At 62.9% G+C, this 25057-nt stretch carries 21 protein-coding genes and 1 pseudogene; 8 read left to right on the top strand and 14 right to left on the bottom strand.

Features of this window, described 5'->3' with window-relative positions; translation table 11 throughout:
• Window positions 1–25: 25 nt before the first annotated feature.
• Both edd and eda read left to right on the top strand, forming a co-directional pair.
• A complete protein-coding gene (edd, locus tag O987_RS19620) occupies window positions 26–1873 on the top strand; it encodes a phosphogluconate dehydratase (RefSeq protein WP_043374219.1) in 1848 nt (615 codons plus the stop codon).
• Window positions 1858–2505 (top strand): bifunctional 4-hydroxy-2-oxoglutarate aldolase/2-dehydro-3-deoxy-phosphogluconate aldolase, encoded by a 648-nt coding sequence (gene eda / locus O987_RS19625; protein WP_043374221.1) that lies wholly within the window; start codon window positions 1858–1860, stop codon window positions 2503–2505. The genes edd and eda overlap by 16 nt, the downstream gene beginning before the upstream one ends.
• 72 nt (window positions 2506–2577) lie before the next feature.
• Here the strand turns inward: eda and cydX are convergent, their stop codons facing one another.
• From cydX to O987_RS19680, 12 genes are all read right to left on the bottom strand, one after another.
• The gene (cydX, locus tag O987_RS19630; RefSeq protein WP_019043872.1) at window positions 2578–2718 is read right to left on the bottom strand and encodes a cytochrome bd-I oxidase subunit CydX; all 141 of its coding nucleotides are present in this window, start codon (window positions 2716–2718) and stop codon (window positions 2578–2580) included.
• A gap of 95 nt (window positions 2719–2813) precedes the next feature.
• Window positions 2814–3968: a cytochrome d ubiquinol oxidase subunit II gene (gene cydB / locus O987_RS19635; RefSeq protein WP_019043873.1), complete on the bottom strand. Its 1155-nt coding sequence runs from the start codon at window positions 3966–3968 to the stop codon at window positions 2814–2816.
• Between the two features lie 13 nt (window positions 3969–3981).
• Window positions 3982–5571, bottom strand: coding sequence for a cytochrome ubiquinol oxidase subunit I (locus tag O987_RS19640; protein ID WP_019043874.1), 1590 nt, complete (start codon window positions 5569–5571; stop codon window positions 3982–3984).
• 31 nt (window positions 5572–5602) lie between these two features.
• Window positions 5603–7327: an amino acid ABC transporter ATP-binding/permease protein gene (locus O987_RS19645; RefSeq protein WP_043374224.1), complete on the bottom strand. Its 1725-nt coding sequence runs from the start codon at window positions 7325–7327 to the stop codon at window positions 5603–5605.
• Window positions 7324–9054 carry a thiol reductant ABC exporter subunit CydD gene (gene cydD / locus O987_RS19650; RefSeq protein ID WP_200879567.1) on the bottom strand — a complete coding sequence of 577 codons (1731 nt, stop codon included), beginning with the start codon at window positions 9052–9054 and terminating at the stop codon, window positions 7324–7326. Before cydD ends, O987_RS19645 begins: the two co-directional genes overlap by 4 nt.
• A 242-nt stretch (window positions 9055–9296) precedes the next feature.
• On the bottom strand, window positions 9297–10253 hold the full coding sequence (locus O987_RS19655; RefSeq protein WP_019043877.1) for an NAD(P)H-dependent flavin oxidoreductase: 957 nt from the start codon (window positions 10251–10253) through the stop codon (window positions 9297–9299).
• 73 nt (window positions 10254–10326) lie between these two features.
• Window positions 10327–10455: a hypothetical protein gene (locus O987_RS29700; RefSeq protein ID WP_255265059.1), complete on the bottom strand. Its 129-nt coding sequence runs from the start codon at window positions 10453–10455 to the stop codon at window positions 10327–10329.
• 79 nt (window positions 10456–10534) lie between these two features.
• Window positions 10535–11665 carry an ABC transporter substrate-binding protein gene (locus tag O987_RS19660; RefSeq protein ID WP_043374226.1) on the bottom strand — a complete coding sequence of 377 codons (1131 nt, stop codon included), beginning with the start codon at window positions 11663–11665 and terminating at the stop codon, window positions 10535–10537.
• Window positions 11666–11804: 139 nt separating this feature from the next.
• Entirely contained in the window at window positions 11805–12737 is a 933-nt protein-coding gene (locus O987_RS19665) for an electron transfer flavoprotein subunit alpha/FixB family protein (RefSeq protein ID WP_043374229.1), read from the bottom strand.
• A gap of 154 nt (window positions 12738–12891) precedes the next feature.
• A complete protein-coding gene (locus O987_RS19670) occupies window positions 12892–13641 on the bottom strand; it encodes an electron transfer flavoprotein subunit beta/FixA family protein (protein ID WP_019043881.1) in 750 nt (249 codons plus the stop codon).
• A gap of 386 nt (window positions 13642–14027) precedes the next feature.
• The gene (locus O987_RS19675) at window positions 14028–14804 is read right to left on the bottom strand and encodes an enoyl-CoA hydratase (RefSeq protein ID WP_043374231.1); all 777 of its coding nucleotides are present in this window, start codon (window positions 14802–14804) and stop codon (window positions 14028–14030) included.
• 21 nt (window positions 14805–14825) lie between these two features.
• The gene (locus tag O987_RS19680; protein ID WP_043374234.1) at window positions 14826–15785 is read right to left on the bottom strand and encodes a histone deacetylase family protein; all 960 of its coding nucleotides are present in this window, start codon (window positions 15783–15785) and stop codon (window positions 14826–14828) included.
• A 36-nt stretch (window positions 15786–15821) separates the two neighbouring features.
• Here O987_RS19680 and O987_RS19685 point away from each other — a divergent pair, with 36 nt between their 5' ends.
• The 4 genes and pseudogenes from O987_RS19685 (at window position 15822) to mltB (ending at window position 21178) form a co-directional block, all read left to right on the top strand.
• Complete coding sequence (locus tag O987_RS19685) at window positions 15822–16742, top strand: AAA family ATPase (protein ID WP_043374237.1); 921 nt, start codon at window positions 15822–15824, stop codon at window positions 16740–16742.
• 31 nt (window positions 16743–16773) lie between these two features.
• Window positions 16774–17835, top strand: a complete 1062-nt coding sequence (locus O987_RS19690; protein WP_043374239.1) for a DUF58 domain-containing protein — start codon at window positions 16774–16776, stop codon at window positions 17833–17835.
• Between the two features lie 82 nt (window positions 17836–17917).
• Window positions 17918–20039 (top strand): annotated as a pseudogene (locus tag O987_RS19695) (transglutaminaseTgpA domain-containing protein).
• Window positions 20036–21178 (top strand): lytic murein transglycosylase B, encoded by a 1143-nt coding sequence (mltB, locus tag O987_RS19700; RefSeq protein ID WP_043374240.1) that lies wholly within the window; start codon window positions 20036–20038, stop codon window positions 21176–21178. The pseudogene O987_RS19695 and the gene mltB overlap by 4 nt, the downstream one beginning before the upstream one ends.
• Before the next feature lie 68 nt (window positions 21179–21246).
• Here the strand turns inward: mltB and O987_RS19705 are convergent, their stop codons facing one another.
• Window positions 21247–22539: a branched-chain amino acid ABC transporter substrate-binding protein gene (locus O987_RS19705; protein ID WP_043374242.1), complete on the bottom strand. Its 1293-nt coding sequence runs from the start codon at window positions 22537–22539 to the stop codon at window positions 21247–21249.
• A gap of 91 nt (window positions 22540–22630) precedes the next feature.
• On the opposite strand from O987_RS19705, the gene O987_RS19710 reads away from it, so the two are divergent.
• On the top strand, window positions 22631–23014 hold the full coding sequence (locus tag O987_RS19710) for an Hsp20/alpha crystallin family protein (RefSeq protein WP_043374244.1): 384 nt from the start codon (window positions 22631–22633) through the stop codon (window positions 23012–23014).
• A 274-nt stretch (window positions 23015–23288) separates the two neighbouring features.
• The gene (gene wrbA / locus O987_RS19715; protein ID WP_043374246.1) at window positions 23289–23891 is read left to right on the top strand and encodes an NAD(P)H:quinone oxidoreductase; all 603 of its coding nucleotides are present in this window, start codon (window positions 23289–23291) and stop codon (window positions 23889–23891) included.
• 55 nt (window positions 23892–23946) lie between these two features.
• On the opposite strand, the gene tsaD is transcribed toward wrbA, so the two are convergent.
• Window positions 23947–24987, bottom strand: a complete 1041-nt coding sequence (tsaD, locus tag O987_RS19720; RefSeq protein WP_043374248.1) for a tRNA (adenosine(37)-N6)-threonylcarbamoyltransferase complex transferase subunit TsaD — start codon at window positions 24985–24987, stop codon at window positions 23947–23949.
• Window positions 24988–25057: the final 70 nt, after the last annotated feature.

A 25057-nucleotide genomic window follows, 5' to 3' on the forward strand; every position in this document is an offset into this window, starting at 1 on the left:
GCATTGCTGCCCAAGGACTTTCATCATGGCACTTCACCCCGTTCTGGACCAGGTGACGCGGCGCATCCAGGAGCGCAGCCGCGCCAGCCGCTCCGACTATCTGGCACAGGTCGATGCCATGGCCGCGCGCCCTCCACAAGTACGCACCATGGGCTGCGCCAATGTGGCCCATGCCTTTGCGGCTCTGCCCGGCACGGACAAGATTCGCATAGTCGAGGAAAAAGGCCCCAATGTCGGCATTGTCACGGCCTATAACGATGTGCTCTCCGCCCATGCGCCGTTTGCGCACTACCCCGATATTCTGAAAGACGAGGCCAGACGCAACGGCGCCACGGCCCAGGTCGCCGGCGGTGTGCCCGCCATGTGCGACGGCGTGACCCAGGGCATGCCGGGCATGGAGCTGAGCCTGTTCAGCCGCGACACGATTGCCATGTCCACCGCCGTGGCTCTCACGCATGACACTTTCGATGCGGCCCTGATGCTGGGTGTCTGCGACAAGATCGTTCCCGGCCTGCTCATCGGCGCCCTGCACTTCGGCCACCTGCCCATGGTGTTCGTGCCTGCTGGCCCCATGACTTCGGGCCTGTCCAACAGCGACAAGGCCAAGGTGCGCGAGCAGGCGGCGCAGGGCCTGGTCGGCCGCCAGGAGCTGCTGGCGGCAGAAAACGCGGCCTACCATGACCAGGGCACCTGCACCTTCTACGGCACGGCCAACAGCAATCAGATGCTGCTCGAAGCCATGGGCCTGCATGTTCCCGGCACAGCCTTCATCAACCCCGCCGACGCGGAGCGTGAACTGCTCACGCGCGAAGCCATGCGTACCGTGCTGTCCATCACCCGAGGCCGGCGCTTTGCCCCCATCGGGCATGTCGTGGACGAGCGCTGCATCGTCAACGCCATGGTGGCCCTGCTGGCCACCGGCGGCTCCACCAATCACCTGATCCACTGGGTTGCCGTGGCCCGTGCCGCCGGCATCGTCATCGACTGGGATGATTTCGAGCAGCTGTCCGCGGTGGTTCCGCTGCTGGCCCGCGTCTACCCCAATGGCAGCGCCGATGTGAATCAGTTCCAGGCCGCAGGCGGCCCCGGCTACGTGATCGCCCAGCTGCTGCAGGCCGGACTCATGCATGGCGATGTGCTTACGGTTAGGCCCGAGGGGCTGGCTGCCTTTGGGCGCATCCCCCATGTCGAAAACCATCAGCTGCAATGGCAGGATGCGGGCATCTCCGGCGATGACACTGTTCTGCGCCCTGCCAGCCGCCCCTTCAGCCCTACGGGCGGCTTGAAGCTGCTCAAAGGCAATCTGGGCCGCAGCGTCATCAAGATCAGCGCCGTACCCGAAGATCGCCACGCACTGCGAGCACCGGCATGGGTCTTTGATTCGCAGGATGAGCTGCAGGCTGCCTTCAAATCCGGTGCGCTTGAGCAGGCCTGCCAGACCAACGGCTTCAACGGCGTCGTCTGCGTAGTGCGCTGGCAGGGTCCGCAGGCCAATGGCATGCCCGAGCTGCACAAGCTCACCCCTCCGCTGGCCGTTCTGCAAGGCAAGGGCTATGTCGTGGCCCTGGTCACCGACGGCCGCATGAGCGGTGCCTCGGGCAAGGTTCCAGCCGCCATCCATGTCAGTCCCGAAGCACTGGCAGGCGGCCCGCTGGCCAAGGTGCAAAGCGGCGACATCATCGTGCTCGATGCCCCCTCCGGTCTGCTGCAGGCCGAACTGACAGATGCCGAATGGCAGGCCAGACCGCTGGCCATCATGCCCGCCGAGCTGCAGCAGGCCAATCATCGCGGCATGGGCCGTGAACTGTTTGCCGGATTCCGGCGCAATGCGCTGAGCGCAGAAGAAGGAGCTTGCACATGGCTGCTCAAATGACCGCCTTGTCCATCATGCAGGATGCACCTGTGATTCCGGTCATCGTGCTGCACAGCACGGAACATGCAGTGCCCATGGCCGAAGCACTGCTGGCAGGCGGCATCAGGGTTCTGGAGGTCACGCTGCGTACGCCTCAGGGTCTGGCCTGCATAGAGGCCATCGCCAAACAGCTGCCCGAGGCCATCATCGGTGCGGGCACCGTGCGCAATGCGGCCGATGCCGCAGCGGCAGCTCGGGCCGGCGCGAGGTTTGCCGTCAGCCCCGGCTACACCGGCAAGCTGGGCCAGGCCTGCCGCGATCTGGACCTGCCGCTGCTGCCCGGCGTCGCAACCAGCAGCGAAATCATGATGGCTCAGGAAGACGGTTTTACCGAGCTCAAGTTCTTCCCCGCCGTGCAGTCGGGCGGCATCCAGATGCTGAAGGCCTGGCAAGGTCCGTTCGGGGAGCTGCGTTTCTGCCCCACGGGTGGCATCTCGCCTGCGAACGCGGCGGAGTTTCTCGCGCTGTCCAATGTGGTCTGCGTGGGCGGTTCCTGGCTGGTCCCCGCCAGTGCCGTGGAGAGTGGTAACTGGTCGCTCATCACCGAGCTGGCTCAGGCCACGCAGGCATTGAGAAGCTCCCGCACGGCCTGAGCAGGCCAACGCCTGATCCATGAAAAAGCCCGGTCAGCTCAAGCCGACCGGGCTTTTCCACGTCTTCGCGACTCAGGCGTCCGGCAGCGAATTGGTTCGCTCCAGAAGCTTGCGACGAGTTGCCTCGTCATCCATCAACTCAAACCAGATCGCATTGAGCACGGCAAAGGCTGCGGCAAGCGGCAGACCCAGCAACCAGGAGAAATACCACATAAATTTCCTTTCATTCAGCCCATCCATGGGATGAGCCCACCAGTTTTAGACTGCCCACGCAGGTCGCAGCACAGCGTCCCGGGGGGCACCCCGTCTCAATACGAATGGCCCTGGCCGGTCACGATGGCCTTCACGTCCACCTTGCCGCGCAGCACCGAGTACACCCAACTGGTATAGGCCAGGATCAAGGGCAGGAAGATCAGCACGCAGACCAGCATGATGAACAGCACCACATGGCTGGAGGAGGAGTCCCAGACCGTCAGGCTGAAGCGTGGATCGATGCTGGAGGGCAGGATCATGGGGAACATGGCTGCGCCCACGGTCAGGATGATGCCCGCGATCGCCAGGCCGCTGGCCAGCAGCGCCAGCCATTCGCGACGGCTGCGCAGGCCGATGGCCACGATCAGCGGCATGAGCAAGCCGATACCGGGCACCAGCCAGAGCCAGGGATAGGACTTGAAGTTGGCCATCCATGCACCGGCAGCCACGGCTGCGGTCTTGTTCAAGGGGTTGGAGGGACCGACGGGGTTGATCTCGCTGGTAATCACATAGCCGTTGATGCCCGTAGCCAGCCAGAGGCCGGCGGCCGCAAACAGCAAGGTGGTCAGCACGGCAAACAGGCTGCCATAGCGGGCCGCGCGGCTCGCGACTTCGCCATCGGTCTTGAACATCAGCCAGGCCGCACCATGCATGAGCAGCATGGACAGCGAGACCAGACCGCAGAGCAGGGCAAAAGGCGTCAGCAGGCCGAAGAAGCTGCCGTCGTAGTAAATGCGCATATCGTCGCCCAGACGAAATGGCACGCCGAGAATCACATTGCCCACGGCCACGCCGAACAGCAGTGCAGGCACCAGACCCGTAATGCACAGTACCCAGTCCCAGCGGTTGCGCCAGGAAGCATCTTCATGTTTGCTGCGAAACTTGAATGCCACGGGACGCAGGATCAACGGCACCAGCACGGCAAACATGGCCAGGTAAAAGCCCGAGAAGGACACGGCGTAAAGCTGGGGCCAGGCCGCAAAGATGGCGCCACCGCCCAGAATCAGCCACACCTGATTGCCTTCCCATACGGGGCCGACGGAGTTGATGGCCGTGCGGCGCTCGACATCGGTCTTGGCCGTGGCCCGCAACAGGCCCATGGCGCCGAGGTCAAAGCCGTCGGTGACGGCAAAGCCCACCAGCAGCACGCCGAGCAGCAGCCACCAGATGAGGCGCAGCACGTCATATGAAATCAGTTCATGCAAGATCATTTGGTTGCTCCTCTCAGCTTTGGCCGCGTGCCAGCTTCTTGATCATGGGTTCGTAGAGGCTGAGGTGAGGTTCGCTCTCATGCTCGGGGCCCTTCTTGATGGCCTTGACCATCAGCTTGAGCTCGATCACCAGCAGTACGGTATAGATCAGCACGAAGCCGGCAATGGTCAGCAACAGCGTCTTCGCACCCAGATTGGAAACCGCCATGGCTGTGGGCAGCACACCTTCGATGATCCAGGGCTGACGACCCAGCTCGGCAACCACCCAGCCGCATTCAGCGGCAATCCAGGGCAGCGGAATCGAGAACACGGCGACCTTGAGCAGCCAGGGGTAGGCATCAAGCTTGTGGCGGGCAGCCAGCCAGAAGAAGGTGCCGGTCAGCACGATGAAGAACATGCCCAGGGCCACCATGATGCGGAAGGTCCAGAACAGCGGCCCTACCGGCGGCACGGTATCCATTGCCGCCTGGTGGATCTGCGCTTCGGTGGCCTTGCGGGGATCATCCACGTAGCGCATCAGCAGCAGGGCGTAGCCCAGATTGGCGCCATTGTTCTCAAACCGCAGGCGTGCCTCGGCAGGAATCTCGGCATCGGTCTTGGCCTTGCGAATGGTCTGCAACGCGTCGTAGGCGTCGATACCGTTGCGGATATTGCCCTCGGCGCTCTTGACCAATTCGTTGATGCCGGGAATCGGGGTATCCAGCGAACGCGTGCCGATCAGGCCCATGACCCATGGGATGTGCACGGCAAAGTGGGTCTCGCGTGCCTCGCTGTCTGGGAAGCCAAAGGCCGTGAAGGAAGCCGGTGCGGGCTCGGTCTCCCACATGGCTTCAATCGACGCCAGCTTCATCTTCTGGTGTTCTGAGGACAGATAGCCGGACTCGTCGCCCAGCACCACCACCGACAGCGAAGCGGCCAGACCAAAGGATGCGGCCACCGTCATCGAGCGCTTGGCCAGATGGATGTGACGGCCCTTGAGCAAATACCAGGCCGAAATGCCCAGCACGAACAGCGAGGCCATGACGTAGCCCGCCGACACCGTGTGCACGAACTTGGCCTGCGCCACGGGATTGGTGAGCACGGCAAAGAAGTCATTCACTTCCATGCGCATGGTCTGAGGGTTGAAGCTCGCCCCCACGGGGTTCTGCATCCAGCCATTGGCCACCAGAATCCACAGCGCCGAGAAGTTGGTGCCTATGGCCATCAGGCAGGTGACGATCAGGTGCTTGACCTTGGAGAGACGATCCCAGCCAAAGAAGAACAGGCCGACAAAGGTCGCTTCCAGGAAGAAGGCCATCAAACCCTCGATCGCCAGCGGCGCACCAAAGATGTCGCCCACATAGTGGCTGTAGTAGCTCCAGTTCATGCCGAACTGAAACTCCATCACCACGCCGGTGGCCACACCCATGGCGAAGTTGATGCCGAACAGCACGCCCCAGAACTTGGTCATGTCGCGCCAGATGGCACGGCCGGTCATCACATACACCGTCTCCATGATGGCGATGAGTATGGACAGGCCCAGTGTCAGCGGCACAAACAGAAAGTGGTAGAGCGCCGTTATCGCAAACTGCAGTCGCGATAAATCGACGATATCGAGGTCCATGGTCAGGTCCTTTCTCTCGGTACTTCAAAAATCAATCGGAAAAACATATGTCCTGCGGTGCAACAGCCCCCAAGGCATCGGGTCTCAGCCTCGCCATCAGCTGATCGAACTCGGGTGTGCCGCGCAGGGCCTGCGCTCTCACCTGTCCGGCCTGCAGATACACGATGCGATCAGCAAGGCGCGCCTCGCGCTGCCAATGCGTAGCAAAAATCAGCGTTCGCGCGCCGCACTCGGCAGCCTGTGCCAGGCGCTGCAAAACGTCGGCAGCAGTGACGGCATCCAGTCCCTCGCACACCTCGTCGAGCAGCCAGCAACGGTCGGGGCTCAGCAGCAGCCTGGCCAGTGCCAGCCGGCGCGACTGGCCTCCGGACAGGCCCAGGCCGCCCTCACCCAGCATGGTGTCCAGCCCCTGCGGCAAGGCCATGACGTCGCTTCTGAGGCCCGCAGCCTGCAGGGCGGCCCACAATTGCTCGTCGCCGGCCTTAGCATCGGCAAGCCTCAGGTTGTTGCGCAGACTGTCCTGGAAAAGCTCGGTTCTCTGTGTCATCCAGCTGCAACTGCGGGCCTGAACCACGCCCTCGTCCGGCTGCTGCTCACCCGCCATCAAATGCAGCAAACTGGTCTTGCCTGCACCACTGCTGCCAATCAGTGCCACGTGCTCGCCCTGGCGTACGTTCAGATCGACAGGGCCCAATTGACGAAGCCGGACAGACTGCAGGCTGACGGCCATCGTCTGCATGGGCTGCGGCAGGCTCTCTGCCGCTTCGGCCTCCACCATCAGCGCGGGAGCCAGCCTGCGCAGCGCCAGCCAGGTACGCCCGGCCTGCTCAGCCCCTCTGCGCAGGGCGGCAAACGGCTCAAGGGCAGATAGTGCCAGCAAAATACCCAGCGCAGCAACCGCAGCGTTGATACGGCCCTGCTCCATCAGCCAGGCCATCAGCATCACGGATGCGCTCAAGGTCATGGCAGACACCACACCATAAGCCTTGGCTGCAGCCGCCTCGGATTGATAAAGCCGCTCATCGGCCCCAGCACAGCGCGCATCGCTGTGCAGCACCTGTTGCAGCTGGGCAGGCAACTGACCAGCCATCAGCAGCTCGGTCTGGCCGGCAACCAGATCCACGGTCTGGGCACGCATGGCCTCCAGTGCCATGGCACGGCGTACGGCGGCCTTGCGGCTGCGCAAACCATGCCACAGGGCAATGCCCCAGCCAGTCAGCAGCAGCCACGCCAGCGTCAACAGGCCCAGCCACCAGCGCATGAATCCGTAGGCCAGAGCTGCCAGCAAGGCCGCGCCCAGCGCCGCTACGGCCGGCACCAGCAGGCGTAGATAGAGATTGTCCAGGGCGTCCACGTCGGAGGTCAGGCGCTGCAACAGCCTGACCGGGCGCTGCAGCAGCAGACGGGCGGCCTGTGGGCGAGCCCAGCTCAGAAACAGTCTCTGGCGCAGAGCGGCCAGCACGGCCAGCGTGGCGTCGTGGGTCACCAGACGCTCTGCATAGCGGGCGCCGGTGCGGCCCACGGCCAGCAGGCGAATGCCCGCCGACGGCATGAACACATCGAACACCAAAGCGGTGGCCGGCACCAGACCGGCCAGCGCCGTGGCCGTGATGAACCAGCCGGACAGGCCCAGCAAGGCCATGCCCATCAGCACCGTGAGCGCTGCCAGCGCGGCGCCGCCCAGCCAGAGCTTGCGCGGCGCCATCCGGCCCAGCAGCTTGAGCATCTCGCGCATTGAAATGGCTCGCGTCTTCATGACTGCAGCTCCTGCGCCCGTCGCAGCAGCGGCAGTTCGATCACGCGATCCATGGCCGCGGCCAGTTGCGCGTCGTGGGTGGCGACCAACATGGTGCGCCCCTTGGCCAGATGGCGCAGGGACTGCGTGATCTGGGCCGCTGTTTCGGGATCCAGATGGGCAGTAGGTTCATCGACCAGCAGCAATCCGGCCTCCGTCTGCGCAGCCATGCGCGCCAGGGCCAGCCTCACCACCTCGCCTCCGGAAAGTCCTGCACCACCCTCGCCCAGGCTAGCGCCGGGGCGATGCGCCAGGGTCTCGTCGAGTGCCGCCTGCCGCGTGGCTTGGGCAATCTGCTCGGGCCCTACCGAGCTGCGCCCCAGCGCGATATTGCGTGCGACCGAACCGGCAAAGACATGCGGTAGCTGACCCAGCCAGGCCATGCGCCGACGCAGCTGCGTTGCGCTGCTGGCATCGAGCGCTTGCCGATCGAGTTCGATGCGGCCTTGCTGTACCGGCAAAAGGCCGGCAATCTGCGCAAGCAGCACGGACTTGCCACTGCCACTGGGACTCCACAGCGCCACATGTTCGCCAGCCTGTATGTGCAAGGACAGCGGCGCGAGGCTGGAGTCACTGCCCGGTGCCTGAACCTCGAGCCCGCAAACGCTTACGGACACAGGCCGCCCAGGCGATAGCCGTTCATTGGCCGAAGGTGCTTCGGCGGCATGCTGCGCCCCAACAATCCGCACGGACTGGGTCTGCATGCTCTGCAAGGTCTGCAGCGCTGCCTCGCCAGCCGCTCTGTCATGCCAGACGGCCGAGAGATCGCGCAAAGGCTCGAAGAAAGCCGGCGCCAGCAGCAACACGAACATGGCCTGACCCAGACCGAGCTTGTCGCCCCAGGCGCCAAAGTTCAGCGTGCCGAGCAGGTGAAAGCCTATATAGACGGCCACCATGGCCACGCCCAGTGCAGAGAAAAGCTCCAGCACCGCAGAAGACAGAAAGGCAATTCGCAGCACGCGCATGGTGCGAGCGCGCAGACCTTCGGCATGGTCACGCAGTCGCTGGCCTGTCAGATCCACGGCATGCAGAGCGCGCAGCGTGCTCAGACCGCGCAGACGGTCCAGCAAGAAAGCGTTCATATGGCCCAGTTGCAGCATCTGCTCTTCACTGGCCGCCTTGGCACGCCAGCCCACTATCGCCATGAAGAGCGGAATCAGCGGCGCGGCCACCATCAGAATCAGGGCCACCACCCAAGACTGCCAGGCCACGGTTGCCAGAATCACCAAAGGCAGCAGACGCACACGCCACATCGCACTCTGATAACGCGCCAGCCAGGGAACAATGGCTTCGGCCTGCTCGACCATGGCGCTGGCAGCCTGACCCGAGGCAGGGCGACTCTTGTCCAGCGGGGATGCCTGGGCCAGCGACTGCAGCACCAGAGCGCGCAGGCTGCTCAGTTGCATGCGCGCGGCACGGTTGGCCAGCAAGCCGCCATGACCCTCTGCCCAGGCACGCAACAGCCCCAGCATGAGCACACCCGCCGCCATGGGCCAGACGGCCGCCACGCCCTGCCCGTTGGCCATGAGCTGCACAGCCCAGGCCAGCAAGGCAGCCTGCGGCAGCCAGATCAGCCCGGCAAACACCTGCCATACCGCGCCCGCACTGGGGCGGCGGATGACGCTCGCCAGTGCGGTACGCGTCGCATCGGTCTGATTGTCGGCTGAGGAAGAAGGTGTTTGCTGCATTTCTTAATTTTCAGTATTTACTGAAATTAACGGAATACTACTCTTCTTTTGACAATCATCATGACTTGATATGCAAAAGCCAATTGCAGGACCAGGCCTACATTGATGTCCATCAACTTCGCGACAATTTATTAAGGGTTGACCCTTGTTTTAGTCGTGCTTGAGCAACATCAAACGAGCAAGTCGCCCATGAAAAACGGCGTCCGAAGACGCCGTTGGCACAGGAGAGTCGCAAACCTGTTTCAGGCTGCCAGCAAGCTGGCCTTGGCTTCGGCATATTCATGCTTGAGGCGGGCGACCAGCTCGGCCGTGGGCTGAACCTTGTCGACGGCGCCGATGCCCTGGCCACAACCCCAGATGTCCTTCCAGGCTTTTTGCGCACCTCCGCCAAAATTCATTTTGCTGGGGTCGGACTCGGGCAGGTTCTCCGGATCCAGACCGGCCGCACGAATCGAGGGTGCCAGATAGTTTCCATGCACGCCGGTGAAGAGATTGCTGTAGACCACATCATCGGAGTTGCCCTCGACAATCGCCTGCTTGTAGGCTTCCACGGCACGCGCCTCGTCGGTGGCGATGAAGGCCGAGCCGATATAGGCAAAGTCCGCACCCATCGCCTGGGCCGCGAGAACCGCTCCCCCCGTGGCAATCGAGCCGGACAAGGCCAGCGGGCCGTCAAACCATTGACGAATTTCCTGCACCAGGGCAAACGGACTCTTCACACCTGCATGGCCGCCTGCGCCGGCTGCCACGGCAATCAGGCCATCGGCACCTTTTTCAATGGCCTTGCGCGCAAACTTGTTGTTGATGATGTCGTGCAGCACCACGCCACCCCAGCTATGCACGGCCTGGTTCACATCCTCACGTGCACCCAGGCTGGTGATGATGATGGGCACTTTGTACTTGGCACAGACCTGCATGTCGTGCTCAAGACGGTCATTGCTCTTGTGCACGATCTGGTTGATGGCGAATGGTGCCGAAGGACGATCGGGATGAGCCTTGTCCCAGGCTGCCAAAGTCTCGGTGATCTCGGCCAGCCAGTCCTCCAGCTGCTCGGCTGGACGGGCGTTGAGCGAAGGCATGGAGCCGACGATGCCGGCCTTGCACTGCTCGATGACAAGCTTGGGATTGCTGATGATGAAAAGCGGCGAGCCGATGACAGGCAAAGCCAGCTTTTTAAGAACGGGTGGTAGCTTGGACATATGTTGTCTCCTTCTTCGTTTTGTATGTAAAAGGGCTGTAGCGCCTGTTCCAGATACGTTGACAGCTCTTATTTCAGAAGCAGTTCGATGAACGATCCACTTTTTGCACTCCTGTGCCGACAGCGGCCTCGTCCGACTGGCCAGCGGCCAGTTTCGCCTGCCATTGCGCCACTTCCTGTCCCCTGGGCAACAGCTTCTGCATCTGTTTTGCACGGCGGATCATCGTGATGGAAGTGACTGCAAAAAAGGCCTGAACGCGATGCGTGTCAGGCCTTGGTTTCTTACTGCGTCACACGTCCTGCGGCGTTGACGATGGACAGGTCCACATATTTGGAACCCACTTGCCCAGACTTGAAGTTCACCCAGTAGCCGCCCAGGTCAAAAGACTCCAGTCCGCGCAGGGCGGCGCTCATCTTTTCAGGCGTTACCGGCTGGCTGCGACGCATGGCCTCCACGATGACCTTGGCATTCACATAGCCTTCCATCATGGCAAAGCTCACCGGCACGTCCAGCGACTTGCCGGCTGCAATCGTCGCATCGCGGAACTCCTTGTTGAGCTTGCCCGAGACCTTGTAAGGACTGGGCACTACCTGGGCGATCGACAGACCGCTCATGTACTCCACAGGCAGGCGCTTGGCCAACTGCTCGATATCCGCCTCGGCCGTGGCATAGATCTGGGCCGTACCGCCCTCCATGCGATAAGCCTCGACAAAGGCCGCAGTGGCGGGGCTGGAAGCCACCAGCAAAATGGCCTGGGGCGAAGCCTTGGAAGCCTGCAGTTCCTGCACGGCTTTGTCCGAGCCGCTTCGGCTCTTGAGCATGGCCGAGGTCACCAGCTTGGCTCCACTGGGATTCACGGCCTTGGTGACCAGGGCCGTCAGTTCCTGGGCGTCGGGACGCTCCTCAAACACCAGGGCCAGGCGCGTGATGCCGACAGTGGCCAGATGGGTGGAAATCTTTGCAACCTGCTCTACCAATCCTGCCCGCGTGGAGAACATATGCGACGACGCCAGCACACGGGTGTCCGTGCTCTGATAGCCCACCAGCGGAATCTGCGAGCCATCCAGTGACTTGCTCTCCAGCAAGGCCGAAAGATTGCGATTGCCGAAATAGCCGGCCAGCACCACGGGCTTGGACTCGCTCAGCAGCTTGCGGGTCTTTGCTACGGTCTCTTCGGGATGACCCAGATCATCCAGCGAAGCCAGCTCCACAGGCTGGCCCTGCACACCACCAGCCTTGTTGACCTGGTCAAAGTACAGACGCATGCCCTGCGCATAGGCGCGCCCCTGACTGGCTTCAGCCCCCGACATCGGAGCCACCTGCCCCACCGTCCAGGCCTGCGCCGCCAAAGCGGCACCCGCACACAACGCGACCAAACCGGCTCGCGCCAACACCCAATGCTTGCGATTCATCAGAGTCTCCCTCTCCATCAATGCAGTGGGTCTGAAACGCCCATGCAGCTGCCGAATTATTGTTGATGTCCTGATCTGTGCGAGCCAGACTCTCATGGAAAAAGAGGGGCTTGAAGCCCCTCTTTTGATGTGCGCCAAATTACAGCGCCTTGACCAATTCGGGCACGGCGGTGAACAGATCGGCTTCCAGCCCGTAATCGGCCACCGAGAAGATCGGTGCCTCGGGGTCCTTGTTGATCGCCACGATCACCTTGGAGTCCTTCATGCCCGCCAGATGCTGGATCGCTCCCGAGATGCCGCAGGCAATGTACAGCTGCGGCGCCACGATCTTGCCCGTCTGGCCCACCTGCAGGTCGTTGGGCGCATAGCCCGCATCCACCGCAGCGCGCGAAGCGCCGATGGCAGCTCCCAGCTTGTCGGCCAGCGGCGACATGACTTCCTGGAATTTCTCGGCCGAGCCCAGCGCGCGACCGCCGGAGACGATGATCTTGGCGGCCGTCAGCTCGGGACGCTCGCTCTTGGTCACTTCGCGGCCCACAAAGCTGCTCTTGCCGCTGTCGGCCACGGCTGCGGCTGTTTCCACGGCCGCAGAGCCGCCTGTGGCAGCTGCTGCGTCAAAGCCCGTGGTACGCACGGTGATGACCTTGACGGCATCGGCGGACTGCACGGTGGCAATGGCGTTGCCCGCGTAGATGGGGCGCTCGAAGGTGTCGGCGGAGTCGACCTTGGTGATGTCGCTGAGCTGGGCCACGTCCAGCTTGGCGGCCACGCGGGGCGCCACGTTCTTGCCCGAGGCGGTCGAGGGGAACAGGATGTGGCTGTAGTTGCTGGCAATGCTCAGCACCTGGGCCGCCACGTTCTCGGCCAGGCCGTCCTTGAGGCTGGCGCCGTCGGCATGGATGACCTTGGAGACACCGGTGATCTGGGCGGCCGCAGCGGCCGCAGCGGCAGCGCCTTCGCCGGCCACCAGCACATGTACATCACCGCCGCAGGCCTTGGCAGCCGTCACGGTGTTCAGGGTCGCAGTCTTGATCGAAGCGTTGTCGTGTTCTGCAATAACGAGAGAGGTCATTTCAGTCGTCTTTCTCTAGAATTTTTCATGGTGCCTGCATCACCCGCAGCCGGCCCATCTGGCACGACTCAGGCGCGGGACACCGAGGAAGGGCCGCCCCGCACCGAGGGTGTCGTCCCCCTGCGGGGGATGACGCGAAGCGGCTCAGGGGGCCTTAGATGACCTTCGCTTCGTTTTTCAGCTTGTCGACCAGAGCGGCCACATCGGCCACCTTGACGCCAGCGCCACGCTTGGCAGGCTCGGAGACCTTCACGGTCTTCAGGCGAGGCGTCACGTCCACGCCCAGGTCTTCGGGCTTGAAGGTGTCCAGCTGCTTTTTCTTGGCCTTCATGATGTTGGGCAAGGTGACGTAGCGGGGCTCGTTCAGGCGCAGGTCGGTGGTGATGACGGCGGGCGTGGCCAGAGCCACGGTTTCCAGGCCACCGTCGACTTCGCGGGTCACGTTGACTTTGTCGCCGGCGACTTCAACCTTGGAGGCGAAGGTGGCCTGGGGCAGATCGGCCAGGGCCGCCAGCATCTGGCCGGTCTGGTTGGCATCGTCGTCGATGGCCTGCTTGCCGCAGATGACCAGACCGGGTTGCTCCTTGTCCACCAGGGCCTTGAGCAGCTTGGCCACGGCCAGGGGCTGCAGCTCGACATCGGTCTCGACCAGGATGCCGCGATCGGCACCGATGGCCATGGCCGTGCGCAGGGTTTCCTGGCACTGGGCCACGCCGCAGGAGACGGCGATGACTTCGGTGACCACGCCTTTTTCCTTCAGGCGCACGGCTTCTTCGACGGCGATTTCGTCAAAGGGGTTCATGCTCATCTTGACGTTGGCGATGTCCACACCCGTGCCGTCCGACTTCACGCGGACCTTGACGTTGTAGTCCACCACGCGCTTGACAGGGACCAATACCTTCATTGCTGCGGCTCCTTAATGATTACTGCATTGACGTTTACGTAAACTGGATTCATTTTATGCGGCACTGCAACACTCTCTGCACAATTTTCCAGACAATCTGCCTGGAGAACTGCGCAGCAACCTTCGCAAGCGGACTGGCATAAAAAGAACGACCGTTCTATTTTATGCACAAGCCATGCGAAATCATGGGTATCAGATGAGCCCAATCAGGGTAATACCTAGGAATTGAGCCCATCAACGCCATGCCTGCATTCAGACAAGTCTCACGGTAACACCGCCTGAAAGCAGCCTCGTCGTTCAAATGGACGGGCCTGAAGCACAAGACCGCGATGCGTGGCTGCAGCATCCGCCCGGATCAGCCAGCCCGGCAGGCGATGGCCGAGGTTTCAAGACCAGCCAGGCTTGCGCTTCTCGAGAAAAGCCTGGGCACCTTCCTGTGCGTCGGCATCCAGCATATTCGTGGCCATGGTCTGGCCCGCCAGCTGATAGGCCGACTCCAGTCCCATCTCCCGCTGACGATAGACCAGCTCCTTGCCCATCCTGATGGCCGTACGAGGCTTGCTCACAATCGCCGCCACCAGCTCCTCCACGGCGGCATCGAGCCGCTCAGGCTCGGCCACACGATTGAGCAGACCGAAGTGCAGAGCCGTCTGCGCATCGATGAACTCGCCCGTCAGCAGCATCTCCATGGACTGTTTGATGGGCATGTTGCGCACCAGCGGCACACTGGGCGTGGAGCAGAACAGGCCGTACTGAATACCGCTGGTGGCGAAGCGAGCATCGCTGCTGGCCACGGCCAGATCACATTGCGCCACCAGCTGGCAGCCTGCAGCCGTTGCAATACCCTGCACTCTTGCAATGACGGGCACCGGCAGCTTCTGAATCGACAGCATCATGCGGCTGCACTGGGCAAACAGTTGCTGGTAGTAAGCCAGTTCCGTGTTCTTGGCCATATCCTTGAGGTTGTGCCCTGCGCAAAAGGCCCGCCCCTCGGCCGCCAGCACCACCACACGCACCTGCTCGTCCCTGGCCACGGCATCCAGCGCCGACTGCAGGGCCGCAAGCATTTCACTGCTCAAGGCATTGAAGCGCTGCGGATCGCTCAGCGTGATGCGCGCCACGCCGCGCTCGTCCTGGCTCAGCTGCACTAAGGAATCGCTCATCGCTGTCTCCCTGCTTTCGGACTAGATATCGGCCAATACGCGCAGATGCGCCTCCACACTGCGCGCCAGCGGATCCATCACATAACCGCCTTCGAGGCAGGAAACAATGCGGCCCCTGGAAAAGCGCCGTGCAATGTCCTTGATGCGCGTGGTGATCCAGGCAAAGTCGTTTTCCGTCATGCCAAGCTGCCCCATATCGTCTTCGCGGTGTGCATCAAAGCCGGCACTGATGAAGATCATCTCGGGCTTGAATGCTTCGAGGCGCGGAATCCACATCATCTCGATGATCTCGCGAATGTCCATGCCCTTGGTGTACGCGGCCACAGGCACATTCAGCATGTTCGATGCCGGATCCTTGTCGCCGCTGAACGGATAGAACGGGTGCTGGAAAATGCCGCACATCAACACGCGCGGATCTCCGGCCAGGATGTCTTCCGTGCCATTGCCGTGATGCACATCAAAGTCGATCACGGCCACGCGCTTGAGATGGTGACGCTCCAGCGCATACTTGACGCCCACGGCCACATTGTTGAAAAAGCAAAAGCCCATGGCCTGGTTGCGCGTGGCATGGTGTCCGGGCGGACGCACGCTGCAAAAAGCGTTTTCCAGTTCACCGGCCAGCACTGCATCGGTAGCAGCAAGCGTGGCGCCCGCAGCGCGCAATGCGGCCTTGAAGGTGTGGCGGTTGATGGAGGTATCGGTGTCGAGCTGCCTGTACTCAGGCCCGCCGGCGGCCAGCTCCTGCTCCAGTCTGTCTGTCAGACCCTGCAGGGCAGCAATATGCATGGGGTCATGCGCCAGCTCAATCTCGGCCAATGAGGCCAGCGGCACATTGCAGCGCTCCAGCGCGTCGCCCACGCCACTGACCAGCAGCCTGTCTTCTATCGCATCCAGCCGCGCCGGGCATTCTGGGTGGCCCGGCCCCATCTCGTGCAACCAGCAATCCCGGTGGGTGAAATAACCTGTCTTGCCCACAGTCATGTCTCCGCTATCGCTTATTTAGGATATGTTTCTGCCATGCATGCACAGAACACAATTAATGCGCTTTTGAGTCAGCTTAACACGGTGATGGAGGGCAAACCGGATCAGGTCAGAGACGGTGTCGCCTGTTTGCTGGCAGGCGGTCACTTGCTGATCGAAGACGTTCCCGGTGTAGGCAAGACCACCCTGGCCCATGCGCTGGCACGCAGTTTCGGGCTGCAGTTCTCGCGTGTGCAGTTCACTGCCGACCTCATGCCCAGCGACCTCACGGGCGTCTCCATCTACGACCGTGGCCAGGAGGCTTTTGTGTTCCACCCCGGGCCGGTGTTTGCCCAGGTGTTGCTGGCCGATGAAATCAACCGGGCCAGCCCCAAGACCCAGAGCGCACTGCTGGAAGCCATGGAGGAGCGCCAGGTCACCACCGAGGGCAAGACCCACAGCCTGCCCGCCCCCTTCTTTGTGATTGCCACCCAGAACCCGCTGGAACAACTGGGCACCTTTGCGCTGCCCGAAAGCCAGCTGGACCGATTTCTCATGCGCATCAACCTTGGCTATCCCTCGCGCGATGCCGAGCGCAAGCTGCTCGCGGGCAATGGCCGCCGCGCCGCTGCCGATGCGCTGCTGCCCGTCATCTCCGAGCAGGAGCTGCAGCAGTTGCAGGCCGCGGCACTGGCCGTGCATGCCAGCGACGCCCTGCTCGACTATGTACAGGACCTGATTGCTGCCACACGCAACGGCCAGTGGTTTGCCCAGGGCCTGTCGCCACGCGCAGGCATCGCGCTGCTGCGTGCGGCCAAGACCATCGCGCTGATGGAGGGCCGCGACTATGTGGCGCCCGACGATGTACAAGCCATACTGCCCCAGGTGATTGCCCACCGTCTGGTTCCCGTGGGCCATGCCGGCCGTGGTGCCGTGGAGCAGGTGCGCGCCATGATGCAGGCCGTTGCGCTGTCTTGATGCCGATGGACTTCGCCATGAATTTCATAGCATGAAGCGCCCGGCATCAAAGGGCAAACAGCCAGAAGCATCCAATACCCTCCGGCGGTTCTCTCCCCGTGCCAGGGTGCGCGAGTGGATGTTTGCGCGTCTGCCGCGCAGCGACCAACTCACGCTGACCCAGGGCAATGTCTACATCCTTCCCTCACGCGCGGGCTGGGCCATGCTGGCCACGCTGATCGTGCTACTGATCGCAGCCATCAACTACCAGCTCAATCTGGGCTATCTGCTCACGTTTCTGCTAGCAGGCAGCGCCGCCGCCAGCATGGTTGTGGGCCATGGCAATCTGCGCGGTCTGCAACTGAGCCTCGGCGGCGCAGGTTCGCAAGGCAATGCATCGGGCGGCTGTTTTGCCCATGCGCCCTGCCCTATGCATATCAGTCTGCACAATGCCCGCCGCTCGCGCCGCTGGGGCATAGGCCTCGCCTTGCACCAGGCCCGGCAAAGCGCTGATCACTCTGATGCCTGGACCTGGGTCGATATCCCCGAGCAGGGCAGCACCGCCGTGCAGCTGAGCTTCATGCCCACGCGCCGCGGCCGGCAGGAGCTGCCCGCCGTCTCCATACTCACTCGCTACCCGCTGGGCGCATTTCGCGTCTGGGCTCTATGGCGGCCCCACACCGAAGTCTGGGTCTATCCCGCACCTGAAACCCATGCCCCGCCGCTGCCAGCCGCCAGTCCCGGAGCCGGCGGCCAAAGCAGTGCCCAGGTGCGCAGCGGTGACGAATTCGATGGCGTGCGCAGCTATCAGAATGGCGACCCGCTCAAGCTGGTGGTGTGGAAGAAAGCGGCTCAGTCCTTTGCAACAGGCGGTCACCAGTTGGTCAGCCGCGACCGGCCCATGGCCCACCATCACCGGCTCTGGCTTGATGTACGCCATACCGGCCTGGCCGACCATGAGGCGCGTCTGTCCCGCCTTGCCGCCTGGGTGCTGATGGCTCAGCAGCAAGGCCGCACCTGGGGCCTGCGCCTGCCGGGCGGCCAGGAGATCGCACCGGCCAGCGGTGCACAGCACACCACGCGCTGCCTCGAAGCATTGGCCGCCTGCCCATGAAAAAACACAGCACACACGTTCTCCGCAGCGAGTGGTCACTGCCCGTCCGCAAGACGAATCCTCATCCCGGGGGAGCCCGGCGATGAACAACACCGCAACCTTCGGAAGGCCCATACAGGGCAGCTGGCGACAGCGCCTGACGGCCCTGCCGCGCGATGCACGAGACACCCTGTTTCTGCTCGCCGTCATCGCCTGGATCATGCTGCCGCAGATCCAGCACACTGCCTGGTGGACCTGCACCTTTGCCGCAGCCCTGTTGCTATGGCGCGCGCGCCTGGCACTGACGGGTGCCCCCCTACCCGGCCGCTGGGTGCTGGCGGGCACACTGGCTGTTGCCATTGCAGCCACCTGGGCTACGCACAAGACCATTGTGGGCCGCGATGCCGGTGTGACCCTGATCGTCATGCTGCTGGCGCTCAAGACACTGGAACTGCGCGCCCGGCGCGATGCCATGGTGGTGTTCTTTCTGGGCTTCTTCGTGTTGCTCAGCAATTTTTTCTATTCCCAGTCCCTGCCCACCGCCGTGGCCATGGTCCTGGGACTGATGGGCCTGCTCACGGCCCTGGTCAATGCCCATATGACGGCGGGCAAGCCGCCATTGATGCAGGCACTGCGCACCGCGAGCGGGCTTGCACTCTGGGGCGCGCCCGTGATGGTGGCGCTGTTTCTGTTCTTTCCGCGCATGGCGCCGCTATGGGGCGTACCGTCCGACGATATGGCCGGTCGCTCGGGCCTGTCCGAAAACATGCGCGTGGGCGAAGTCGCCGCGCTGGCTCTGGACGATAGCGTAGCCCTGCGCATCCGATTCGATACTCCCGGAGGCCAGGAGCCGCCCGCCAACACCCTGTACTTTCGCGGCCCCGTGCTCAGCCAGTTCGATGGTCGCAACTGGCAGGCCGACCCTGTGCTTGACGCCATGGCGATGCCTCAGCTGCGCGTGAGCGGAGAGCCCGTTCGCTATCAGATGCTGATCGAGCCCAGCAAGCGCCGCTGGCTGACGCTGCTGGACGCCGCCAGGGCCGAACCCCAGATTCCGCCGGGCGCCTCGGTAGGCAGGCTGCGCATGAGCTCCAGCCTCCAGTGGCTGAGCTGGCGCCCGATTACCGATGTGCTGCGTGTCGATGCCCAAAGCTATCTCGACTTCAGCCATGGACCACTGCAGCTCACGCCCGAGCTCAGGCGCTATCTGCAACTGCCAGCCGGCAGCAACCCGCGCACACGGGCTTTGGGCGAACAATTGCGGGCCGAATTGCGCGCTCAACCGGGCACCGATGCGGATACGGACAGGCTGATCGCTGCCGCCATGCAGCGCCTGAAAACCGGCGGCTACACCTACACACTGGATCCCGGCGTGGTGGACAGCGTCCACACCGCCGATGACTTCTGGTTCGACAGCAAGCAAGGCTTTTGTGAGCACATCGCCTCAGCCTTTGCCGTGCTCATGCGCGGCATGGGAGTCCCCGCCCGCATCGTGACCGGCTACCAGGGCGGCGACCGCAACAGCGTGGACAACTACTGGACCGTGCGCAACAGCGATGCCCATGCCTGGACCGAAGTCTGGATTGCCGGCCGGGGCTGGGTCCGTGTGGACCCGACGGGCGCTGTTGCACCCAGCCGGGTCGGCCAGTTCCAGCGCCTGAGTGCCCCCCCCCGGCGCCTTTGCCAGCGCCGTTGGCAACTTCGTCGATACCGGCACGCTGGAGAAGCTGCGTGCCGTCTGGGAGGCCGTCAACAACCGCTGGAACCAGTGGGTGATCAACTACACCCAAAGCCGTCAGCTCAATCTGTTGCAGAGCCTGGGCTTCGAGTCGCCGAGCTGGACGGATCTGCTGCGCCTGCTGGCGGGCAGCTTGAGCGCTCTGGCGCTGCTGTGGCTGATCTGGGCCCGCGCCACACGACCGCAGCGCGATGGCTGGGCTCAGCTCATGCACACTGCCAGGCTGCGGCTGAAGCGCGCCGGCATAGCAAGTAGCGCCAGCGATTCTGCACGCAGCCTCTCGCGCCGCGTGCAGGAGCGCTGGGCCGAGGAATCAGCATCCGCCTCCATGGCTGCGGCCTTATCCGACTGGCTGCTGGACATGGAGAGGCTACGCTATGCACCATCCTCCAGCACCGAAGCCAACGAACTGAAGATCTTGCGCCGGCGCTGGCAGTCCATCCTGAAGCAGCGCTGGCCCCAAAACCATCAAGAATTAAAAACATGAGCATTCACCCTAATCAGAGCAATCGTTTCAGGACTAGAACATTGAGCACTCTGGCCCTGTGCCTGCTGACCGCCGGCGCCATCGCCGCACCGGCCAAAAAGGCCGTCCGCAAGGCGGCACCGGCAGCAGCAGTCACGGCTGCAGCCGCTACGGCCGTGGCCTATGCCGGTCGGAGCGATGCCATGCAACTGGCCGACGAAATCGCTGCCCGCCGCGATCTGCCTGTCGACTGGGTGCGCGCACAACTGAGCGAGGCACGCAATATGCCCGTGGTCACACGCCTGGTGACCCCGGCTGGCAAGACCTTTGTGAAGAACTGGACGGTGTACCGCAGCCGCTTCATCGACCCTGTGCGCATACGCGCCGGCGTGCAATTCTGGCAGGCCAACCGCCAGGCACTCGCGCGTGCCGAGCAGCAGTTCGGTGTGCCCGCAGAGATCATCGTCGGCATCATCGGCGTGGAAACCATTTACGGCCGCAACATGGGCAACTTTCGCGTGATGGATGCACTGGCGACGCTGGCACTGGATTTTCCGCAGGCCCACCCCCGGGCACAGGCCCGCAGCGACTACTTCCGTGGCGAGCTCGAGCAGGTGCTGGTCACGGCCAGCCGCACGGGCAGCGACCCGTTTGCCCTGCGCGGCAGCTATGCCGGCGCCATGGGCCTGGGTCAGTTCATGCCCACCAGCTGGGACAAATACGCAGTCGACTTTGACGGTGACGGTCGCATTGACCTGTTCAACAGCGCCACCGACGCCATTGGCTCGGTCGCCAACTACTTCGTCGGCCACGGCTGGAAGCCGGGCCTGCCGACGGCGTTTACCGTGGACATGCGCGCCCAGGGAGAGAATCTGGCAACCCTGCTGGCGCCCGATATCAACCCCACGTTCACGGCCGCGCAGATGGCAGAACGCGAAGTGCGGGTGCTCGGCGCCGACAGCTATGAGCGTCCACTGGCGCTCATAGAGCTGAAGAACGGCAGCTCCGGCCCCACGGAGTACATCGCGGGTACCGAGAATTTCTACGTCATCACGCGCTATAACTGGTCAGCGTTCTATGCGCTGTCGGTGATAGAGCTGGGACGTGAGGTACATGAAGCCTATCTGGCCAGCCAGACCGCCTCTGCTAAACGCAACTAGATTAATTCGGGCGCCAGCGCTTTCCCAATAAGCGCTGGCAGCTATTGATTCGATAGTTATCCAGCCACTCAAAAGCGCTTCATCTGGCACTGGCCGGGCATCTCGGCCCTGGCCGCCGCAATCTCTCGCACGACCTTGAAGCCGTAGCCCGAGCCTTCTACATCGAAGTCCACGCCAGCACTGCCTCTTTTTTCCATCATGCCCACCACCAGCGATTGCTGAAACTGGTGGTCTGTCGCCCGCATGCTGCCCGAGCGTCCCGCCATCTGCACCCTGGCATGCTCCATGGCGTGGGCCACGGCGACGGTGTCCGTGCTGCCGGCTTTTTCGAGGCTCTGTGCCAGAGCCTCGATCATGAGCTGCATGCGCATATGCACATAGTCGTCCTGAGGCCTGGGAAAGCGCTGGCGGAAGGACTGGTAGAAGGCCCGGCTCTCTGCCGTGGGCACATTCGGCAGCCAGTCGGCCACGGCCAGCACCTTGCCCACACCGGCATCACCCAAGGCCGCCGGGGCGCCCAGGGCATTGCCGTAGAAGGTGTAGAAACGCCCTTCGTAGCCTGCCTCGCGCGCTGCCTTGACCAGCAGCATCAAATCGTTGCCCCAGTTGCCGGTGATCACGGCCTGGGCGCCGCTTTGCTTGATCTTGACCGCATAAGGCGCAAAGTCCTTGACGCGCCCCACAGGGTGCAGCTCGTCGCCCACGATGCGCACATCGGGGCGCTGCGCGGCAAGCTGGCGCCTGGCCTCGCGCAGCACGGCCTGGCCAAAGCTGTAGTCCTGTCCGATCAGATAGGCGCTGTCCACGGCCTTATCGTCCTTGATGACCTCCATCAACGCGGCCATGCGCATATCGGCATGGGCATCAAAACGGAAATGCCAGAAGCTGCAGCGCTCGTTGGTCAGTGCCGGATCCACCGCCGAGTAGTTCAGGTACAGCACGCGGCGCGAAGGGTCGCGGCTGTTGTGCTTGTCGATGGCGTCGAGAAGCGCTGCCGCCGTGGCCGATGAATTGCCCTGCATGATGATGCGCGCACCATTGTCTATGGCTGAGCGCAACGCCGACAGCGCCTCTTCATTCTGGCCTTTGCTGTCATAGCGCTCTATCACGAGCTCATGCAGACCGTCGGCCAGGCGCACACCACCACGCGCGTTCACCCGCTCGGTCGCCCACAGCAGGTTGCGGAACACGGCCTCGCCCGTGTTCGCAAACGGACCCGAAAGGCTCTCCACCAATGCCAGCTTGACGGGCTGCGCAAGCCCGGCCCTGGCTGCCGCCACCGCAGCGCCAGCAATGCCGAACGGCGCGCATAGTAGTGGCAACTGCAGGTATTTCAAGGCATCACGGCGCAATTTATTCATCAAAAAAACCTCTTGAAATGCGCTTGCCACCACCTACCTATGAGTCAAGCGGCAACAACGCAAGCCGCGCAGTTTAAAGGAGTTAAACACCATGTTCTTCGCCCCTGTGATGAGCCGTAATACCTTTGTATCCCCTCGCGCCGCCGACTTGGCCCTGCAACGTTTTCTGCAGGAAACCCTGGGCTCTGCAAGCCCTGTACAACGCCAGGTTCAGGTCAGCCGCGATGAAAAATTCACCACACTGACCCTGGATGTGCCTGGCCTGGCACGCGAGCAGCTCAAACTCTCGCTGGAAGGGACTGTCGCCAAGCTCGAGAGCGTGGAAGGCGCAGCCCGCCAGGTCAGATACAGCTGGGATCTGGGCCATGAAATCGATGCAGCCAACAGCAAGGCCAAGCTCGAGCATGGAGTGCTCACGCTGACCCTGGCCAAGCTCGAGCCCCAGAGCAAGGCCGTGACGCTGAGCATCGAATAAGCGCTGCTTTTCGCCTACCGGTCTGCCTCATCCTTTCTTCCATCTCCTCTTAGCGGGGCCGACCGGAGGGCACAAGCCCGCAATGCCAAAGCGTTGCGGGCTTTTTTCATGTCAATGGCATGGCCGATTCCGACAGGTGAGCCGATTCGGCGCCTTGGCCTACAGGCGCCGGCTGCTGGCACATGTCGCGCTGCCATCTTCGATTCCTACACTGTGGGTTCAGTCGGGTGCATCACTGCCGCACCGCTTTCCAACCCGTTTGAGGAATTCACCCATGGCAAAAGTGCTGGTTCTCTACTATTCCATGTACGGTCATATCGAAACCATGGCTCAGGCCGTGGCCGAAGGCGCACGCAGCGTCAGCGGTGCCGAGGTCACCATCAAGCGCGTGCCCGAAACCATGCCCGAGGATGTCTTCAAGAACGCAGGCGGCAAGGCCAATCAGGCCGCAGAGGTCGCCAGCCCCGCCGAGCTGGCCAACTACGATGCCATCCTGTTTGGCGTGCCCACGCGCTTTGGCAATATGCCGGGCCAGATGCGCAGCTTTCTCGACCAGACTGGCGGTCTCTGGGTCAAGGGGGCCTTGATCAACAAGATCGGCAGTGTCTTCACTTCGACCGGCACCGGCGGCGGCCAGGAAATGACGGCCACGACCACCTGGGCGACGCTGGCCCATCACGGCATGATCATCGTGCCGCTGGGCTATCCGCTGCCCGAGCAGATCAATCTGAGCGCGGTCAAGGGCGGCAATTCGCCCTATGGGGCCTCCACCATTGCGGGCGCCGACGGTTCGCGCCAGCCTCATCCCGACGAGCTGAGCATTGCCCGCTACCAGGGCCAGAACGTAGCAAAACTGGCCGTGAAGCTTGCCGGATAAGCGCAGGCAGCCATGAAAAAAGCAGCCACCTGGGCTGCTTTTTTGCGGTACGGACTCACTTGAGCGAATCCAGCGGCCAGCGCGGCTTCACATCGAACGCATATTCATGCTGTGCCTGCTCGCGTCCCGCCTGTATGCGCATGGCGGCAGCCATGGCAATCATGGCGCCGTTGTCGGTGCACAAATGCAGCTCGGGGTAATGCACGCGGATCTTGTGCTTGGCGCAGGCCTCATTGAGCTGTTCGCGCAACTGCTTGTTGGCTCCCACACCTCCCGCCACCACCACCCGCTTCATGCCGGTCTGCTTGAGTGCAGCCATGGTTTTCCTGACCAGCACATCCACAATCGCGGCCTGCGTGCTGGCGGCCAGATCGGCCTTGCGCGCTTCCAGCTCGTCACCCAACTTCTTGGCCTGGGTCAATACGGCCGTCTTGAGGCCGGCAAACGAGAAGTCCAGATCGCCCGAATGCAGCAGGGGACGAGGCAGCTTGAAGGCTTGGGGATCGCCGCCCTCCGCCAGCTTGGAGAGCACAGGACCGCCCGGATAGGGCAAGCCCATGAGCTTGGCCGATTTGTCGAAAGCCTCGCCCGCCGCATCGTCGATGGTTTCACCCAGGATTTCATATTCGCCCACGCCGTCCACACGCATGAGCTGGGTGTGGCCACCCGAGACCAGCAAGGCCACGAACGGGAACTCCGGCGGGTCGGCACTGAGAAAGGGCGAGAGCAGATGGCCTTCGAGGTGGTGCACGCCCAGCACGGGCTTGTCCAGCGCTGCCGCCATGGCACAAGCCGCACCGGAGCCGACCAGCAGAGCCCCGGCAAGGCCTGGGCCGCGTGTAAAGGCAATCACATCGACATTGTCGAGTTGCTCCCCGGATTCGACCAGCACCTTCTCGGTCAGCGGCAACACGCGGCGAATATGGTCACGGCTGGCCAGCTCGGGCACCACGCCGCCATAGGCGCGATGCATTTCAATCTGGCTGTGCAGCGCATGACTCAGCAAGGTGGGCACACCTTGGCCGTCCGGCGTGCGCACCAGGGCCACACCGGTTTCATCACAAGAGGATTCGATTCCCAGGATCAGCAAACTCATGGCCGCAAGTGTAGAACTTGCGCCCTCCAGATGCAGGAAAGGCGGACATTAGCCCTGTCCGCCTTCACTA

It is taken from the genome of Comamonas testosteroni TK102 (assembly GCF_000739375.1).
Classification (GTDB): Bacteria; Pseudomonadota; Gammaproteobacteria; order Burkholderiales; family Burkholderiaceae_C; genus Comamonas; species Comamonas brasiliensis.